Raw genomic sequence first — 17041 nt, 5'->3', positions numbered from 1 at the left:
TTCCCTATTCATCAGAGTGATCTTCGTCGGTGTCACCGTGCAATGCCTTTACAGTTAGTGCACCGGCCGTCAGGTGCAGTTCAGTTGCTGCTCTCCGAATTGGATTTGCTAACATGGCAATTTCCCTTCCTTATTGGGTTACAAATTTGTTCTGATCAGTTGGCCGTTGCTGCTCCTTGTTGCGCAGTGTTCTTGCCGCAAAGCCGCCAGCCATACAGGGCGCCGTTCTCAGTGTTTGCCGTGGCCGCGATGCATTAAGAAATGCATGCCCACGCAGACCAGCAAGAACAGCAACGGAGAACTGAGCAAAGGATAGAGTGTCTCGCGGTATTCCCAGCCCAGAACAGCGGCGCCCAACGCGATCGCAATGACAACCGGGAGCCAATTACGCTTGGCACCGTTGGCCGTCTGATCTTCGGTTTTGGGCGCTTCGGCCGTTACGTCAGAGCTGACCCTTTCGGTCGTCTCCTGTGTGGCGCGGGTTTCGTCGAAATTTGATTGGGTCATAGCTGATTTGTCTCCTTTTCGATGATCCATTGTTTGAGAAAGATGCGCTCATAGACGAAGACCAAGCCGATGCCAGCAACGGCATATACTACGATCATCGGGTCGGAGCGCAGCTTGAGTATTGTGAACGCGGTCAGGACTACGCAGTCCAGCGCCAGGGCGGTCAGCAAGACCCATCCACGGGCTTTGATCTGACCGCGCAAGCGTCGCCAGACACCCCAATGCACCGCCATGTCCATCACCAGGTAAAAGAACGCCCCCAACGAGGCGATGCGAGACAGGTCGAACAACACCGCAAGCAGGCCCGCAATCACGACCGTGTAGATCAGCGTGTGAGACTGGATGCTGCCCGTCATGCCGAAATGGCTGTGCGGGATCATCTTCATGTCGGTCAGCATCGCCAGCATCCGGGACACAGCGAAAACGCTGGCGATCAGCCCCGAGGCCGTCGCCACCATCGCCAGCGCCACGGTCAGGTAGAACCCGCCCTGCCCCAGCACCGGCCTGGCAGCCTCGGCCAGGGCATAGTCCTGCGCCGCGCGGATTTGCTCGGGCGGCAGGCTGACACCGACGGCAAGGGCGACCAGCAGGTAGACCACCGCGCAGATCGCGATCGAGATCATGATGGTGCGCCCGACATTGCGGTGCGGGTCGACGATCTCGGCCCCGCTGTTGGTGATGGTGGTAAAGCCCTTGAAGGCGAGGATCGACAGGGCTACCGAGGCGACGAACCCCAGCGGCGCGGCCGGTTCCGAGCCCTGAACCTGCCAGGTTCCGCCCGCAGCCCAAAGTGCGGCGATGCCGAATATTGCGATCCCGCCTATCTTGAGCGCCGACATGATGATCGACCACAACCCCACCGACCGGTTGCCCGACCGGTTCACCGCATAGGCAAAGACGATCAGCGCAACAGCGACCAAAGACACCAGCGGTCCGCTCTCGATGTTGAACGGGCGGAGCGCATAGGTCGCGAAAGTACGCGCGACGAGGCTTTCGTTGATCACCATCGACAGTGCCATCAGCAGCGAGGCCGCCGCCGCAACCGCCCCGGGCCCATATGCCTTGGTCAGGATCATGGCGATGCCGCCTGATGAGGGCCAGGCGTTGGACATGGCGATATAGGTATAGGCGCTGAAAACCGTCACCACGGCCCCGACCACGAAGGACAGCGGAAACCATGGCCCCGCCAGCCCGGCGATCTGTCCGGTAAGTGCAAAGATCCCAGCGCCAATCATCACGCCGGTCCCCATGGCGACGGCTCCGGTCAGCGAGATTGATCCGGGCTTCAGCGCGCCACTGGCGCCGTGGGTACTATGCTCGTGCGTGCTCAAATCTTCGCCCCCCGCAATCGCAGCGCATTCAACACCACTGAAATCGATGAAGCACTCATAGCGAAGGCCGCAAACATCGGGCTGATCAGGATGCCGAAAAGCGGGAACAGAAGACCCGCCGCCACCGGAACGCCCGAGGCGTTGTAGATCAGGGCAAAGAATAGGTTTTGCCGGATATTGCGCATGGTAGCGCGGGCCAGCCTACGGGCGCGCACGATGCCATCAAGGCTTCCGTTGACCAGCGTGAAGCCTGCACTTTCGATCGCCACGTCGGCACCGGTCCCCATGGCGATGCCCACATCGGACTGCGCTAACGCGGGTGCGTCGTTCACTCCGTCACCCGCCATGGCGACCTTTGCGCCTTTCTCCTGCAGTTCGCGAATTATGCGGGCCTTGTCCTCGGGCAGTACGTCGGCTCGAATCTCATCGATACCCAGACGTTCGGCCACCGCCTTTGCAGTGCGTTCGTTGTCGCCAGTCGCCATGATGATCCGGAAACCCAGTTCGTGCAGCGCCTTGAGTGCGGCTGGTGTTGTTTCCTTGACCGGGTCGGCGACGCAGACCAACCCCGCCACTGAACCATCAAGCATCACGAACATCACCGTTTCGCCGTCATCCCGACGCGCATTGGCCTTGGCCGTCAGTTCGGCCGCCTCGAGTCCGAGATCGGTGACCAGTTTCAGATTGCCGAGCGCGACGGGGCGGCCATCCACCGTGCCTTTCACGCCTTTACCAGTCACCGCCTCGAAGTCACTGGCGTCGGACAGGGCTACGCCACGTTCCTCGGCTCCTGTGACGATTGCCTCAGCTAACGGGTGCTCCGAGCCCTTCTCCAGCGTTGCGGCCAGCCGCAGCACCTCGACCTCGTCATGGCCAGGTTCGGGTAATACAGCCACAAGCTTTGGCTTGCCCATGGTCAGCGTGCCAGTTTTGTCGACGATCAAAGTATCGATCTTCTCGAACCGCTCCAGCGCTTCGGCATTTTTGATCAGCACTCCGGCCTGCGCCCCGCGCCCCGTGGCCGTCATGATCGACATCGGAGTGGCCAGGCCAAGCGCGCACGGGCAAGCTATGATCAGTACCGACACCGCTGCGATCAAGGCGTAGGAGAGCGCCGGAGCCGGTCCCCAAATTGCCCATGCAATAAAGGCCAGCGCAGCTATACTTATGACCGCCGGTACAAACCAGCCCGCCACTTTGTCAGCGTATTTCTGAATTGGTGCGCGCGAGCGTTGCGCGTTGGCCACCATTTCGACAATCTGGGACAGCATTGTGTCAGAGCCCACTCGGGTTGCTTCGATCACAAGGCTACCGGTGCCGTTGATTGTGGCCCCTGTGACCGGCTCGCCTTGTACCTTTTCGACCGGAACCGGTTCGCCAGAGATCATGCTTTCGTCAACAGATGAGCGCCCTTCGAGTACAATGCCGTCTACTGGCACCTTGTCGCCGGGGCGTACGCGAAGGCGGTCACCTACCTGTACTTCTTCAAGCGGAATTTCCTCTTCACTGCTGTCAGGGCGGATAATGCGGGCGGTCTTTGCGGCCATGTCCAGCAAAGCGCGGATTGCCTTTCCTGTGCCTTCGCGTGCCCGCAGTTCCATCACCTGCCCGAGCAGAACAAGTGTAACGATAACTGCGGCCGCTTCGAAATAGACCCCAACATGGCCTTCTGAATCTCGAAAACCGTCCGGAAATATGTGGGGCATCAATACGGCGACAACGCTGAACAGCCACGCGGCCGAAACCCCCATGGCAATCAACGAGAACATGTTCAGGTTCATGGTGCGAAACGAATTCCACCCTCGTTCCAGAAATGGCCAACCGCACCAAAGAACAACCGGAGTGCCAAGTATCAGTTCAATCCATAGGGTTGTTCGCTCACCAAAAATCTCTCGCACACCAGACAGCCCAACGTAGGGGCCCATCGTGAAAACCAAAAGTGGAAGCGTCAGAATCGCACCTACCCATAGGCGCCGAGTGAAATCCACCAGTTCCGGGTTCGGCCCCTCGTCCACCATCGCCGCGCTTTCCAGCTCCAACCCCATGCCGCAGAGTGGACAGGACCCGGGATGGGTTTGCCGCACCTGCGGATGCATCGGGCAGGTATATACGGGTCCGTCATAGCCTGTCGGAACGATGTCATATTCACCGTTCTCGTCCGTCGCGCCATGATGCGCGGAATGGTGGTGATGCGCATGCGCATCCACCTCGCCCTCGGGCACAAGGTGCATCCCGCATTTGGGACAGTCGCCGGGCCCAGATTGACGCACGTCAGAATGCATGGGGCAGACGTAAGCGACCTCGGTCGGGCCGTTCGCGTGGATTCTGATGTCGTGGTCTTCTGTCATGTTCTGCTCCCTGGTTTAAGCTTTGGTCGTAGAGCCGTTTAATTACGCAATGCCGGGCACAGTCCTTCAGGGCAGAACAACCATCTGGTGGCCCTCACCCAGTATCGGCATTTCGGTAATAGCCGTCAGGCTGACTTGATCGACGATCCAGACCTTCGGTTCGGTTCGGCTTGATACCATCACTTTGCCTGAGTTCGGTATGGTCGTCAGGTGATAAGGTGCCGGTGACAGGTTGGTCGAGCGCTGTTTGCCCGTAGCAAGATCAATCGACAACAACCGGTCGGTGCCTTTGGCGGCCACGAACAGTACGCCCTCGCGGTCGGACAGGCCGATCCCGTGCAACTCGCCTCCAATGTCATAGGTTTCGGTGACAGAACCGCTGGCAAGATCTACGCGGAAGGCCTTGCCACCATCACTGTCGGCTACGAAGGCGGCGCTGCCGGTGGCGTTAAGTACAAGATGCTCAGGGCCTTCGCCGACGGGCATGTTGCGTACGACGAAGCCTTTGACGACATCCACTTCGCTAAGTGTACCATTGCCGGTATTGGTGACATAGACCCTGTCGCCGTCAGGCGCGAATACCGCATAGTTGGGCATTGGCCCGGTTGCTACGAAACCAAGGAAGCTGAGCTTATCGAGATCGACGATCGAAATACCGTCACCGCCCGGATGGGTCGCCACCGCGAACCGCCCGTCGGGCGACACCGCAGTGTGATGCACCGCACCTGGAACCTCGATCTGGCGGACGACCTCGCGTGTTTCCGCATCAAGGATCGTCAGCAGGCTCCGCCCCTTGTCTTTGGGCAACGCAGTGACATCGCGCTTGGCGTGGTGCGCAGCGTGTTCATCCTTGGACATACCTTCGGGTTTTGGTGGCGTTGTGGCCTCGGTTTCTGCGTAGCTGCCCGCGACCAGGTACTTAAAGCCGGGCGCGCCGGCCAGCCCATGGACCGCCACGAGCCTCGGCAGCCGCTCGACGGTCTTGCCGGTTTCGGAGTCGATCACCAGAACCGAGTCCGCGCTGCCTTCGGGAATGAACACGGTTGCCGCCAGCGTGAGCGAAGGCGCAGTCAAAGCTGCGACGGACAGGCCTGCGGCCAGATTGAACAGGGTCATTTAGGTTTCCTTTCGTCAACTGAAACGCGCGCATTGGCGGGCACGTGCAGAAAAATCCGGTAGATGACGGCCATCAGGAAGGGCGTCAAAAGCAGGGTCAGAGCGATGGCCTTCATGGCTTTGTCCTTTCAATCAGTTGAGTTTTGTGCGAGCCGCAAAGACATTGAACAGTCCGCCGAACAGCAACGCGGCGTACCAGCCGTAGAGAAACGCCCATAACAGTCCCAACAGGAATGAGGGCAGGCTGAGCCAAGTCATTCCGGGCATCAGGCCGATCCAAGCCCGGTACATGGCAAAACTTGGAAAGATCAGGTCAAAGGCCACGCACAGCAGGTAGGTTGCGGCCAGAAACAGGCTGAGCGCCCAGCCAAGGGTTGTCACCGGAACACCGGGATGATGTTCTTGTGTCCCCATCACACAGGGGCCACAGGTCAGGCGCAACAGTGCGAATAGCACCACGCCCGTGACGAAAAAGTACAGAATGGTAAGCATGGTAAGTGTCCTGAACTGAGTTGGGCCGCAATCAACGGCTTGGGCAAGACCCCGGAGCGATTCCGGAGCCATTGCCGGTCACGTTCAGGACAGGTTTGGCGGATGTGGTAGTGGTGCGACCGGCAGGCTTGCGCGTGGCCGGAACCGTTCTGGCGCCACGGGCGTAGCAATACGCATCGAGAGCAATTCAGGTGCCGCCATAACTGCCATCGCATAGCAGCCCGGGTGCACTGAGCAGTCTAATTCTTCTGATGGATGAGACGCGGGATACCCACCGCTGTCATCGATCACAAGCTCGGCCTGGGTGGCGGCCTTCGCGATGTCATGCCCGGCATGGGACGGCACAACAGAGATCAGCATCGAAACCACCAACGCACAGATCAACAGGACCTGCAGCCGGCCCATGGCTCGGGCCGTCCGTGTCGCAGTTGATATCCATTGTGCGCGGATCACTTAGGGTTTCCTCCATTCTCCAACAGTTTAGGGCCGCTTGGACCGGTCGCATTGATCTGGCTCAATTCGTGGTCTGAAGAGCCAACAGGCATCTTGCGTTTCCAAGCCAACCAGATAAGTGGCGCCCCCGTCAACAGCCCAAGCCCGATAACCGCAAGGCTGGTGCCGCCTGTCGCGGTTTCGGTAATCTGGCTGCCCAGATGGGCCAGAACGAAACTGGCCGGCAGGAGTCCAGCCAAGGTGGCCAGTGCGAACCGCCAAAATTGAAGTCGGGTCAGACCGGCGGCATAGCTGACCATGTCGAAAGAAACGAAAGGCATCAGGCGGCTGGTGAACACGGTCAACATCAGGGCATTCTGCGATCCAAGCAACCCCAAGTCCAGCTTGTCGCCGAACCACTGGCGCAGCGCGTCGCGCCCCAACCAACGGGCTATCAGGAACGCCAGCAGCGCCCCCAACTCCGCTCCGATAGCAACCAATGCGGTTCCCAGCCCATGCCCATATGCCACCCCGGCAGCGACAGCGATCGGAGCGCTGGGGATTGGGCTGGCAACCACTGCGGCTGTCATGAAGCCGATGATGACAACGGGTCCGAACGGGCCGGCCCAATCCACCCACGCAGTAATGACTTCGCGCGATAGTCCTGCGTCCAACGCGCCAGACAGCCACAACCAGATGGTGGCGATCAGCAACGCGATCAAAACCGCGATGAAAACCAAACGGCTATTGCTGTGCAGGCCCTCCAGCTTTCGTTCCTCCTATGACATAGCCCTCCACCCCTAAACGGGAGTGACGGATTCCGAGGTCACTTAGCGATGTATTTGATCAGCGCTACGATCGCCAGAACGATCAACACTGCGATCAGCAACATCCAGATCATTCCAAACCCCATTCCAGCGCCATAGCCCATCATCGCTTTGTTCCTCAGTGGTTTGTGCCGAGTGCGATGACCCGGCTACACGGTTGCGTTTCAGTTGTTGGTTTCAGAAGCCTTTGTCACAGGTTTCGAGGCCTTCATGCCGTGTTTCGGCGACATCGTCTTTGCGCCTTTCTCGATTTCCCCTGTGGTCACAACGCCATCGCCATTGGCATCAAGATGCTGAAATCGGTCCACCATGGTTTCGCGGATCATCCCGGAATGCAGCGCTTCGAACTCATCAATCGACAGGTTGCCATCTCCATTGACGTCATGCGCCTGCATCCGGGCCTTCAGACCTTCGGCGATCTCAGATTCGCTCGGGCGACCGTCCTCGTCCATGTCCAGAACCGCCAGCCAGTTGCCGCCCATCATCTGGCCATGCATTTTCACCATCATTTGCATCATGCCTGCGTGATCGCCCATCATGCCGCCGGGCGCACCCTGCATCATGCCGCCCTCATGGCCCTGCATCTGCGCGCTGCTGCCATGCTGACCGGCGGCAAGCGCGGGCAGCGCCATCAAAGTCGCGGCAATGGCTCCAGCGGCCAGCGTGAAGGTACGTTTCATGACTTTCACCTCTCGGGTTTTTGTTTCTACACAAAGCATATGGCCGCCCTCGGTCGCGCCACCACCCCCCTGCTCAACCCGGTTTGTATCGTTGTGTCGCAGCCCGCCCAACTGATACAAAGGGATACAAAAAAGCCGGGATTTGTACCGCGCCGGGGCTTATGATTGCGCCATGACTGAAGCACCACATATCTTGATTGTCGACGACCACCGCGAAATCCGTGATGCTGTCAGCCGCTATCTGGAAAAGAATGGGTTGCGCGCCAGTACCGCGCGCGACGCAACCGAGATGGACGCACGACTGGCGGCCGGTCGGATTGATCTTATCGTACTCGACATCATGATGCCGGGCGAAAACGGATTGTCGGTCTGTCGCCGCCTGTCCGCGGCCGGTGGCCCGCCGATCCTGATGCTGACAGCCCTCAGCGATGACACCGACCGTATCGTGGGTTTAGAGATCGGCGCCGATGACTACCTGCCCAAACCATTCAACCCACGTGAATTGCTGGCCCGGATCAAGGCGATCCTGCGGCGTTCCGAAACCACCGTCCCCCCGGCTGGCGATCTGAGCGGCAAACGGATCGCCTTTGGAAGCTGGGTTCTGGATGCCGACAGTCGCACCTTGATATCCGCCGAAGGGGCCGAAGAAAGTCTGACCACCGCCGATGTCCGGCTGCTGGCCGTATTCCTGCAGCGGCCCCGCAAACTCCTGTCGCGAGACGAACTGCTGGATTTGACCGCCGGCCGCAGCCCGCACTTGTTCGACCGTACGATCGACAACCAGGTCAGCCGCTTGCGTCGCAAGATCGAAGCTGACCCAACGCGGCCGAAGCTCATCACCACGATAAGAGGTGGCGGTTATTGCCTGTCGACCGACGTGAGCGAGCTTACGGGATGAAAGCCTTTGCCCAAAGTCTGCGCGGTCAGCTTATCCTTTTGATCATCGCCGCGCTGGCTGCCGCGCAACTGGTCAGCCTGTGGCTGTTCGTCGACGAACGCTCAATGGCAGTGCACATGGCCCTTGGCCTGGAAACCGCCGGACGCGCCGCAAACATCGCGCGGCTGATTGAAGAAGCTCCACCCGAGATGCACGACGCGATCCTGCGGGCGGCAAGTTCTCCACTGGTGCGTTTCAGCCTTACAGATACGCCCGCAGTCGATCACACCGGACATAGCGCTGGTGGGACGGTCGAAAACACAATCCGCAGAATTCTGCCAGGCTATGAAAACCGTCCCATCCGGGTAGAGTTGCATGAGTTCTCTCCCGATATGCTGCCGGTTGAAGGTGTTCCGTCTACAATGGCTGAAATGCACATGGCAATGATGCGTGATCACGTTTCCGCAATTGAAATGCAGCTGTCGATCGCTCTGACGACCGATCAATGGCTCAACGTGGATACCCGGTTCCATAACCCTCCTCTGCAATGGCCTTTGCAGTCCTTCGTCAGCTTCGGTTTCACTGCAACTTTAATTCTTGGAGCAGCCATTTGGTTTCTACTGACACGGCTGACCGGCCCGTTGCGCCGCCTGTCACTGGCTGCAGACCAGTTTGGTCGCGGTGAAGACGTCCAGGAACTGACGGTTTCTGGTCCGACCGAGGTGCGAGATTTGACGCAGGCGTTCAACCATATGCGTGATAGGCTGACTCGCTATGTTGCCGATCGGACCAGACTATTGGGGGCGCTGGGTCACGATTTGCGGTCGCCACTGACGGGATTGCGGGTTCGCGCCGAACTGGTGGAGGAAGAGGAGACCCGTGACCATCTGATCGAGACCATCGAGGAAATGCAGGAGATGGTGGACTCCACCCTGTCATTTGCCAAGGGCGTGGCCACGCGCGAACCTTCCAGTACCGTCCCAATTGGTGAATTCGTAACCAAAACGACCGAAGACATTGTGCAAGCCGGTGACACGGTTGAAGTATCGGTCGCAGACAATCCGGCCGTCACGCTTCGGCCGATGCTGATGAAGCGAGCTCTGCGCAATATCATTGAAAACGCCTGCCGGTATGGTGCCCGGGCCAACGTCTCAGTCATGCAAGAGGGGAATGAGGCAAAAATATTGATCCAGGATCAGGGGCCCGGCATCCCCGAGCATATGCTCGATGCGGTATTCGACCCATTCGTGCGGCTTGAAACATCCCGCTCGCGAGAGACTGGCGGAACCGGCTTGGGGCTGTCGATCGCACGTACGATCATCCAGTCGCACGGTGGCACGATAGAATTGCTAAACGGGGAAACTGGCGGCTTGTGCGCTAAGGTGGTTCTGCCAGTTTTTGAGGGCCAAACGTAACTTGTGAACACAATCGGCATGCCCCGAAAGCTTATTGGAAGCGTACCGCTTTGGGCCAGTTTCAGGTGTGGGCTCAAACGCAGCGGCGGAGAACACTGAACTGGAAAGACTGACTTTCCCCCCAAGAGGTTTGGTGCAGGTGATGGCGATGCGCGACGAGTTCAAAGTGTTCCTCAAAAAGCACGGCGATATCGCTCGGACTATAGCGGGCGACAGGGAGACCACTGCAAGTCTCCGGCCCATCAAGTGCAAACGTAGCAATGATCACATGGCCGCCAATTTTTACCCCTTTCTTCACGCTTTCCAGATAGGCCGCGCGTTGCGATGTATCCACGAGAAAGTGAAAAACCGCCCTATCATGCCAGACGTCATATCTGCGATCGGGGACCCAAGAAGTTATATCTGCAGAAATCCAAGTGACTGTTTCAGCGGCGCGCCCCAACCTTTCCCGGGCCGTGTCCAACGCGACCTGCGATAGATCGAGAACTGTCACGTCATGGAGCCCCTTCGCAAGCAACGCTCCAGCAAGACGAGATGTACCTCCACCAATGTCGATGACGGATGAAGGCTTAGACACTCTGATCAACTCGATGAGTTCAAGCGATATCTCTGGATCATCCTCGTGCCAACTCAATTGGGTGTCAAACTTCTCGCCATAGACATCGTCCCAGTGCTCTCTTGTGTTAGCTGTCATGTCGTATCGTTTTCCCAAGTCGTCGCCCTGGAGATATCCTCATTTTGACCGCTCCGCGCTGCGTTTTCGACTGAAGCAAAAACCAACAAGGCAACGCCCCAGACAATTCGACGCTGGTCCGTTGAATGGCCGCGTGAAGTCATCTCGGCGACAATGTAGTACACACATTCCAATTGTGAAATGTTTTAGGTGGGATTTGCTTGTCGGTCAGATTTCCACTGGGCTGCGCAAGTAGCTCCAGAATTTTGCGCAGTTTAACTGCAGTGGCGCGGGCCGGAGATACCGAAGCGTTGGCAGTTTGTGTACTGCTTGCCTGGATTGCTCTGTTCAATCAGTATAGCCGGAAGATTTTCTGAGCTTTGGAGCTTCAATCAGTCAACGAATTGCTTAAAGCGCCTTTAACCGACAATGGACTGATAACTTATGAGCAGAGCCACAGATCGTTGAAATACGATTTGGTTCTTGAGTGGCTCCTACTCCATTTCTCTTAGTTCATAGAATTTCCTACAGTCGTTGAAACGGCGAACAATCACATCATTGGTGAATAGCTGCCGCATCAACAGACTCAGTTTTTCATGATCGCGCCGATCGCATACATACCATCATCGCTTTTGACCAACATCAGTGTGACTTCGTCACCTGCGCTGATCTCACCCATCATCTGGGCATTCTCAAGAAGCTGCAAATCCATCGTCATCGCGGGCCACCCGATCTCGGGGATCGGATCATGGCTGACGTTAGCGGTTTCGTCGCCAATTGAGTTCACCAAAGCCTTTGCGTGGACCGCACCTTCCATCTGTTCGGAAGACATGGGCATGTTGGAATGGTCCATGCCGTGGTTCGTTTGCGCGATGCCGGATGTTGTAGACACGGCCAATAGGGCCAAAATTGCAGTCAAAGTTTTCATCAGATGCTCCTGTTTCAAGGTTGTGGGTATTATTCTGCCGGAAGCGCAGGGGGCACTTCCTGGATCGTGTGGGAGATCTCTCGGTTCACGCGATTGAGCGCGAGCCGTTTCCAAATCACGAATATTGCGGGAATGACAAAAAGCGTAAGAAGGGTCGCTGTCACCATGCCCCCAATCATCGGCGCAGCGATCCGCTGCATGATTTCAGAGCCTGTACCGGTGCCGTACATGATGGGTATCAGTGCTGCAAAGATCGTGGCTACAGTCATTACCTTCGGCCGAACCCGAAGAACGGCTCCTTCGAACACCGCGTCTTCGATATCGTCACGTGTCAGCTTTCGCTGTTCCGATTGCGCCAGCCCTCGACGTTTCTCCCAAGCAAGATTGAGGTACAACAACATGACAATCGCTGTTTCCACGGCAACTCCCGCCAGCGCGATGAAGCCCACGAGCACAGCAATTGAGATATCGAAGTTAAGATACCATAAGAACCAAACCCCACCTGCCAATGCGACCGGGAGCGCCGCAAGAATTATCCCGACCTCAATCACCCGATTGAACGCCAAGAAAAGCATGAGCGTGATAATTAGCAGGGTTGCAGGAGCAACGATCGTCAACCTGTCCTGCATTCTCTCTATGTACTCATACTGCCCTGACCAAGTCAGCGAGTAACCTGGAGGCAGGTCGACCTTTTCTGTAACCACCTCTTGTGCTTCGGCCACATAGCCGCCCAGGTCGCGCCCCGCGATGTCGATGAACACGAACCCAGTTCGTCGAGCGTTCTCTGATCGTATCATTCCCGGCCCGTCAACTATTCGAATATCGGCGAGAGCGGACAGTGGCACATGAGCACCCGACGGCGTGACGACAGGAAGATTTTCGAGCCGTTCCGGGCTGTCTCGCCATGCCTGAGGGTACCGAAGGTTTATAGGAAACCTCTCCAGCCCCTCCACAGATTCCGACACTTGCATACCGCCAATTGCGGTCTGCACTACGTCCTGAACTTCTCGAACACTCATCATGTATCGGGAGGCGGCATCTCGTTTGACGTCGATTTCGATGAAACGCCCGCCAACAGGTCGCTCTGCGTAGGCGGAAGCCGTTCCATCAATATCAGCGACCGCACGCTCTACTTCGATCCCTATATCTGTAATGACCTCCAAGTCGGTGCCGGATATTTTGACACCGACAGGAGTACGGATACCTGTCGCAAGCATATCGATGCGGTTCTTGATAGGTTGGATCCAAACATTTGTAACGCCCGGAACCTGAACGATACGATCGAGCTCATTCCGGATTTTCTCCATTGTCATGCCGGGGCGCCATTCTTCTTCCGGCTTGAGTTGGATTGTGGTCTCCACCATCGTTAGAGGTGCTGGATCGGTTGCAGTCTCCGCACGCCCAACTTTACCGTGAACAGTTTCGACTTCTGGCACGGTCGCGATCAGGCGGTTGGTCTGCTGCAGTACCTCACGGGCTTTTCCCGTCGAGATCCCGGGGTAGAAGCTCGGCATGTAGAGAAAATCACCTTCGTTCAACTCGGGCATGAATTCAGAGCCAATTCTCTGGTACGGGTACCACATGGACGTCACCAGAACGCCGGCCAACAGTGTTGTTGCCCATGGCCAGGCAATTGCCGCGTCCAGAAATGGGCGGTACACGAACACAACCAAGCGATTTAGCGGATTTTTTCGCTCCGGTAGAATACGCCCCCTTACAAAGTAACCCATCAAGACCGGAACCAGCGTTATCGAAAGGATGGCGGCTGCAGCCATGGCGTAGGTTTTGGTATAAGCGAGTGGCGAGAAGAGCCTACCTTCCTGATTTTCCAGAACGAAAACAGGCAAAAAACTAACCGTGATAATCGCCAGAGAATAAAAAAGGGCTGGTCCCACCTCAGAAGCGCACTCTTGCACAATCCGCCATCGGTTCTCTGCTGTGAGCTTTTCTTTTTCCAACCGCCTGTGCATCGCCTCGATCATCACAATCGATGCGTCGACCATCGCACCAATAGCGATGGCTATGCCGCCGAGCGACATGATGTTTGCGTTTACTCCTTGCGCCTTCATCAGAATAAATGCGGCAAAGATTCCCAGAGGGAGCGACAGAAGAATTACGAGGGATGACCGCAGATGAAGTAGAAAAGCCGCGCACACAAGAACAACGACAATGAATTCCTGCGTCAGTTTCTTCTGGAGGTTATCGATAGCACGCTCGATCACACCAGATCGGTCGTAGGTCGTTATGATTTCGACCCCCTCCGGCAGGTTTGAGCGCAACTCTTCGATGCGCGCCTCCACCGCTTTGATCGTTGCCAACGCATTCCCACCCCATCGCAGAATGACTACTCCACCAACCGCGTCTCCTTGCCCGTCGAGTTCTCCGACACCGCGCCGCATTTCCGGCCCCAGACGGATTTCAGCGACGTCTCCAAGCGTCAGAGCGGCGCCACGGTCGTTGACCATCAACGGCGCGCTTGCAAGGTCTGACAATTCGTCAATGTAGCCCGAGGACCTGACCATGAATTCGGCTTCCCCCATCTCAATGACGCTGCCGCCCGTCTCGCGGTTGGCCGCCTGAATAGCCGTCCTCAATTGTGCAAGTGTTATGTCATAGGCACGTAGTTTGTTTGGGTCGACGACGACCTGGTACTGTTTGACCATTCCGCCGATGGTGGCGACTTCTGAGACGCCTTCCACGGCTTGTAATTCGTATTTCAGAAACCAATCCTGCAGAGTCCTGAGCTGAGCCAGATCATGATTTCCGGTTCTGTCAACCAGCGCATACTGATAAATCCACCCGACCCCAGTCGCATCAGGGCCAAGTTGTGGTGACACGCCCTCAGGTAAGCTGCCGGTAATCTGGCCCAAGTATTCGAGCACACGCGACCGAGCCCAGTAGAGGTCCGTCCCGTCCTCAAAGACAACATATACAAAGCTGTCTCCAAAGAACGAGAACCCGCGAACGTCTTTTGCACCGGGTACGGCCAATAGGGCTGTCGCAAGTGGATATGTGATTTGGTTTTCGACAACTTGAGGCGCTTGCCCGGGATATGGCGTGCGAACAATTACCTGGACATCCGACAGATCCGGGATTGCATCAACCGGCGTCTCACGAATGGCCCAAATACCCGCAACTCCTATCATGAATGCGAGGGCCAAGATGACGAACCTGTTGGCGAGCGAAGAACGAATGATGGCCGTGATCACTGCGTAACACTCCCATCAAGCGCGACCTCTAACAGCGTCATCGAAAAGTCGGGATTGCGGCGAAGGATCAAAGAAACATCAATCCCTACAGGCAAGTTAGAAACCTCAATCCCCTCCGCAACCGGGAAATCCATGGTCATGCCCGGCATGCCGATCTCAGTCATCGGACCGTGTGTTACGTTCGCGGTACGCGCGTTCGGGTCGATACTGTTAATCCGGCCAGAAACCTGAAGTGGCGGTGCAATAGGCGTTGCCGCAGCCAACACCATTGTCATGCCATCTGCACGCGCGAAAGTCAGAGTCATTTCAGAACCGACTTCGAGCATGCTTGTGTCCAATGTAGGTTCTAATGGGAAATCCATGGTCATTCCGGGCATGCCAATCTCAGTCATCGGCCCGTGAGTGATGGTTGCCGTTCCCGCCTCAGCATTAACGAGGTTGATCGTGCCGGTGACTACAATCGGTGGAGCAGAAGGCGTGTCGGTTTCTTCGGGTTCAACGGAATCCGTCGGCGGCGAGCCCTCTTCGCGAATTGCCACAATCGAGAACATCCCCCCTTCTCCCTCAGCCAGATCAAACTCAATTGGCATGTCGATTGGCACGGTAGTGAGATCTACTCCTACAACAGGCAAATCCATTGTCATGGCGGCCCAACCGAGCTCGGGGATCGGTCCGTGCTCAAGCGTCAATTTGCCGTCTGAAGTGACGGCGCGCGCGATTCCGGCACCAGTTCCGGCAATACCATCGTCTGGTGCAAGCTCCATCAGGCTCAGAAGCCCATCCGCACCCCGTGCGATCACGAAAGCGACTGCGTCGCCTGCACTCAAGCTGTCGAGCGAAACACCAGACCTCACCGGAAACTGCGAAGTCATTGCGGGCCAATCGAGGCTTTCGAGAACATCGTGACGAACAGTTGCCATACGATTTTGGGCATCGAGTGAAACCAGGGTGCCTGCCCCGCGTGCTGGTTCGGTATCCGTTGGTGCCATTCGGGTGAAACCGGCGCTCAAAGCACTTTCACTGTCGATTAGAAACTGTGCGGATGCGACAACTTCCTCACCAGGTTCAAGCCCTTGCAGAACTTCTGTTCGACCCCCCTCGCCGAAACTGTCTCGAAGACCTGTAGTCACCAGTCTCGGGCGAAAAGTACCATCGCCTGTTTTTAAGATGACGCGTTCCGCCGAACCGGTACGAATTAACGCCTCTGATGGAACAGTGAGAACATTTCGGCTTTCATCCGGTATAAGGCTAACACTGCCAAACATGCCCGGCCGCAGCACGCCGTCGGTGTTATCGAAACTAAGCCTTACGGGAAGAGTTCGGGTTTGCGGATCAAGCTCAGGGTAAACATAGTCGATGTCGCCTTCGAAGGTGCGACCGGGTAGGTGCTCGAACCTTGCTATCGCGCGCATATCTTCCGACAAACGTGCAATATCTCGTTCAAATACATCAACGATCAGCCATACTTCAGAAAGATCGGTTACCGAAAAAGCAAGCGTGCCTGGCTGCAGGTACATGCCATCGGCGGCATTCAGAGCTATGACGACACCGTTTTGAGGTGCCTCAATTTCCACATTTCGAACCAACTCACCGCCCGCCTCAATCTCAGCAACCTGACGAGCGGACATACCGTGGCTGATCAACTTATTGCGCGCCGCGTCCAAAATCCGCGGGTCACCAGCTTCGACTGCGCGTACAAGATCGCCGGTCGCAGCTGCGATCAGTGGTGAAAAGAGTTCAAATAAAACTTGCCCCTTCTCAACGCGATCACCGACCGCTCGAACTTTCAGTTGCTCAATCCAACCTTCAACACGCGTATGAACGTGATTGGTCAGGTGTTCGTCAAAGCCGACGAAACCCACCGTTTCGATGCGAGGTTCGATATCAGTCATGCGTGCAACCGCAGTTCGCACACCAATTGCGTTGATTTCCGCAGCGCTCAGGGTGACTTCTTCAGGGTCGCCGGTAGGTTCCTGCCCAGAATAAACCGGGATCAAGTCCATACCCATCGGCGATTTTCCAGGTCCAGGCTGCCGAAAATTCGGATCCATCGGTGCTACCCAATAAAGGACCTCTGGTTCGTTCGACTGGCCCTGATCAATTGGATTCAGGTACAGTCTTTCAAGAAAGACACCTCCACCCAGGCCAATCGCCAAGGCAAGTACTGATAGTGCCGCATATCTTCCACGCATAATAATCTCCTGAC

At 56.9% G+C, this 17041-nt stretch carries 14 protein-coding genes; 2 read left to right on the top strand and 12 right to left on the bottom strand.

Annotated elements, in window-relative coordinates; genetic code table 11:
• Nucleotides 1–228 precede the first annotated feature (228 nt).
• From GOV80_RS19955 to GOV80_RS22455, 8 genes are all read right to left on the bottom strand, one after another.
• A complete protein-coding gene (locus tag GOV80_RS19955; protein WP_170417934.1) occupies nt 229–507 on the bottom strand; it encodes a DUF2933 domain-containing protein in 279 nt (92 codons plus the stop codon).
• Nucleotides 504–1838, bottom strand: coding sequence for an APC family permease (locus GOV80_RS19950; RefSeq protein ID WP_255612171.1), 1335 nt, complete (start codon nt 1836–1838; stop codon nt 504–506). The genes GOV80_RS19955 and GOV80_RS19950 overlap by 4 nt, the downstream gene beginning before the upstream one ends.
• On the bottom strand, nt 1835–4120 hold the full coding sequence (locus GOV80_RS19945) for a copper-transporting P-type ATPase (protein ID WP_170418025.1): 2286 nt from the start codon (nt 4118–4120) through the stop codon (nt 1835–1837). The genes GOV80_RS19950 and GOV80_RS19945 overlap by 4 nt, the downstream gene beginning before the upstream one ends.
• Before the next feature lie 132 nt (nt 4121–4252).
• Entirely contained in the window at nt 4253–5302 is a 1050-nt protein-coding gene (locus GOV80_RS19940) for a YncE family protein (protein WP_170417931.1), read from the bottom strand.
• A gap of 132 nt (nt 5303–5434) precedes the next feature.
• Entirely contained in the window at nt 5435–5794 is a 360-nt protein-coding gene (locus GOV80_RS19935; RefSeq protein WP_152460765.1) for a hypothetical protein, read from the bottom strand.
• Nucleotides 5795–5878: 84 nt separating this feature from the next.
• The gene (locus GOV80_RS19930; protein WP_157054266.1) at nt 5879–6247 is read right to left on the bottom strand and encodes a hypothetical protein; all 369 of its coding nucleotides are present in this window, start codon (nt 6245–6247) and stop codon (nt 5879–5881) included.
• Entirely contained in the window at nt 6244–6966 is a 723-nt protein-coding gene (locus GOV80_RS19925) for a TVP38/TMEM64 family protein (RefSeq protein WP_331252139.1), read from the bottom strand. The genes GOV80_RS19930 and GOV80_RS19925 overlap by 4 nt, the downstream gene beginning before the upstream one ends.
• A gap of 251 nt (nt 6967–7217) precedes the next feature.
• Nucleotides 7218–7733: an EF-hand domain-containing protein gene (locus GOV80_RS22455; RefSeq protein ID WP_170417928.1), complete on the bottom strand. Its 516-nt coding sequence runs from the start codon at nt 7731–7733 to the stop codon at nt 7218–7220.
• Between the two features lie 172 nt (nt 7734–7905).
• On the opposite strand from GOV80_RS22455, the gene GOV80_RS19915 reads away from it, so the two are divergent.
• Nucleotides 7906–8631, top strand: a complete 726-nt coding sequence (locus GOV80_RS19915; RefSeq protein WP_170417925.1) for a response regulator — start codon at nt 7906–7908, stop codon at nt 8629–8631.
• Nucleotides 8628–10025, top strand: coding sequence for an ATP-binding protein (locus tag GOV80_RS19910; RefSeq protein WP_050605707.1), 1398 nt, complete (start codon nt 8628–8630; stop codon nt 10023–10025). The genes GOV80_RS19915 and GOV80_RS19910 overlap by 4 nt, the downstream gene beginning before the upstream one ends.
• A gap of 73 nt (nt 10026–10098) precedes the next feature.
• Here the strand turns inward: GOV80_RS19910 and GOV80_RS19905 are convergent, their stop codons facing one another.
• From GOV80_RS19905 to GOV80_RS19890, 4 genes are all read right to left on the bottom strand, one after another.
• On the bottom strand, nt 10099–10719 hold the full coding sequence (locus GOV80_RS19905) for a class I SAM-dependent methyltransferase (RefSeq protein ID WP_170417923.1): 621 nt from the start codon (nt 10717–10719) through the stop codon (nt 10099–10101).
• 565 nt (nt 10720–11284) lie between these two features.
• Nucleotides 11285–11626 carry a copper-binding protein gene (locus GOV80_RS19900; protein ID WP_170417920.1) on the bottom strand — a complete coding sequence of 114 codons (342 nt, stop codon included), beginning with the start codon at nt 11624–11626 and terminating at the stop codon, nt 11285–11287.
• 29 nt (nt 11627–11655) lie between these two features.
• Nucleotides 11656–14835, bottom strand: a complete 3180-nt coding sequence (locus GOV80_RS19895; RefSeq protein WP_170417917.1) for an efflux RND transporter permease subunit — start codon at nt 14833–14835, stop codon at nt 11656–11658.
• Nucleotides 14832–17027 (bottom strand): efflux RND transporter periplasmic adaptor subunit, encoded by a 2196-nt coding sequence (locus GOV80_RS19890; RefSeq protein ID WP_170417912.1) that lies wholly within the window; start codon nt 17025–17027, stop codon nt 14832–14834. Before GOV80_RS19890 ends, GOV80_RS19895 begins: the two co-directional genes overlap by 4 nt.
• Between the last annotated feature and the right edge of the window lie 14 nt (nt 17028–17041).

The organism is Ruegeria lacuscaerulensis, assembly GCF_013034685.1.
Taxonomy (GTDB): Bacteria; Pseudomonadota; Alphaproteobacteria; order Rhodobacterales; family Rhodobacteraceae; genus Ruegeria; species Ruegeria lacuscaerulensis_B.
Note: the sequence above shows the minus strand (reverse complement) of the source record. Positions and strands in the feature narration are given on the sequence as shown.

Bases quoted from the DNA above. Each gene is read 5' to 3' on its own strand.
- GOV80_RS19955 (WP_170417934.1), bottom strand. From the start codon at position 507: ATGACCCAATCAAATTTCGACGAAACCCGCGCCACACAGGAGACGACC.
- GOV80_RS19945 (WP_170418025.1), bottom strand. From the start codon at position 4,120: ATGCATTCTGACGTGCGTCAATCTGGGCCCGGCGACTGTCCCAAATGC.
- GOV80_RS19940 (WP_170417931.1), bottom strand. From the start codon at position 5,302: ATGACCCTGTTCAATCTGGCCGCAGGCCTGTCCGTCGCAGCTTTGACT.
- GOV80_RS19935 (WP_152460765.1), bottom strand. From the start codon at position 5,794: ATGCTTACCATTCTGTACTTTTTCGTCACGGGCGTGGTGCTATTCGCA.
- GOV80_RS22455 (WP_170417928.1), bottom strand. From the start codon at position 7,733: ATGAAACGTACCTTCACGCTGGCCGCTGGAGCCATTGCCGCGACTTTG.
- GOV80_RS19915 (WP_170417925.1), top strand. From the start codon at position 7,906: ATGACTGAAGCACCACATATCTTGATTGTCGACGACCACCGCGAAATC.
- GOV80_RS19910 (WP_050605707.1), top strand. From the start codon at position 8,628: ATGAAAGCCTTTGCCCAAAGTCTGCGCGGTCAGCTTATCCTTTTGATC.
- GOV80_RS19905 (WP_170417923.1), bottom strand. From the start codon at position 10,719: ATGACAGCTAACACAAGAGAGCACTGGGACGATGTCTATGGCGAGAAG.
- GOV80_RS19900 (WP_170417920.1), bottom strand. From the start codon at position 11,626: ATGAAAACTTTGACTGCAATTTTGGCCCTATTGGCCGTGTCTACAACA.
- GOV80_RS19890 (WP_170417912.1), bottom strand. From the start codon at position 17,027: ATGCGTGGAAGATATGCGGCACTATCAGTACTTGCCTTGGCGATTGGC.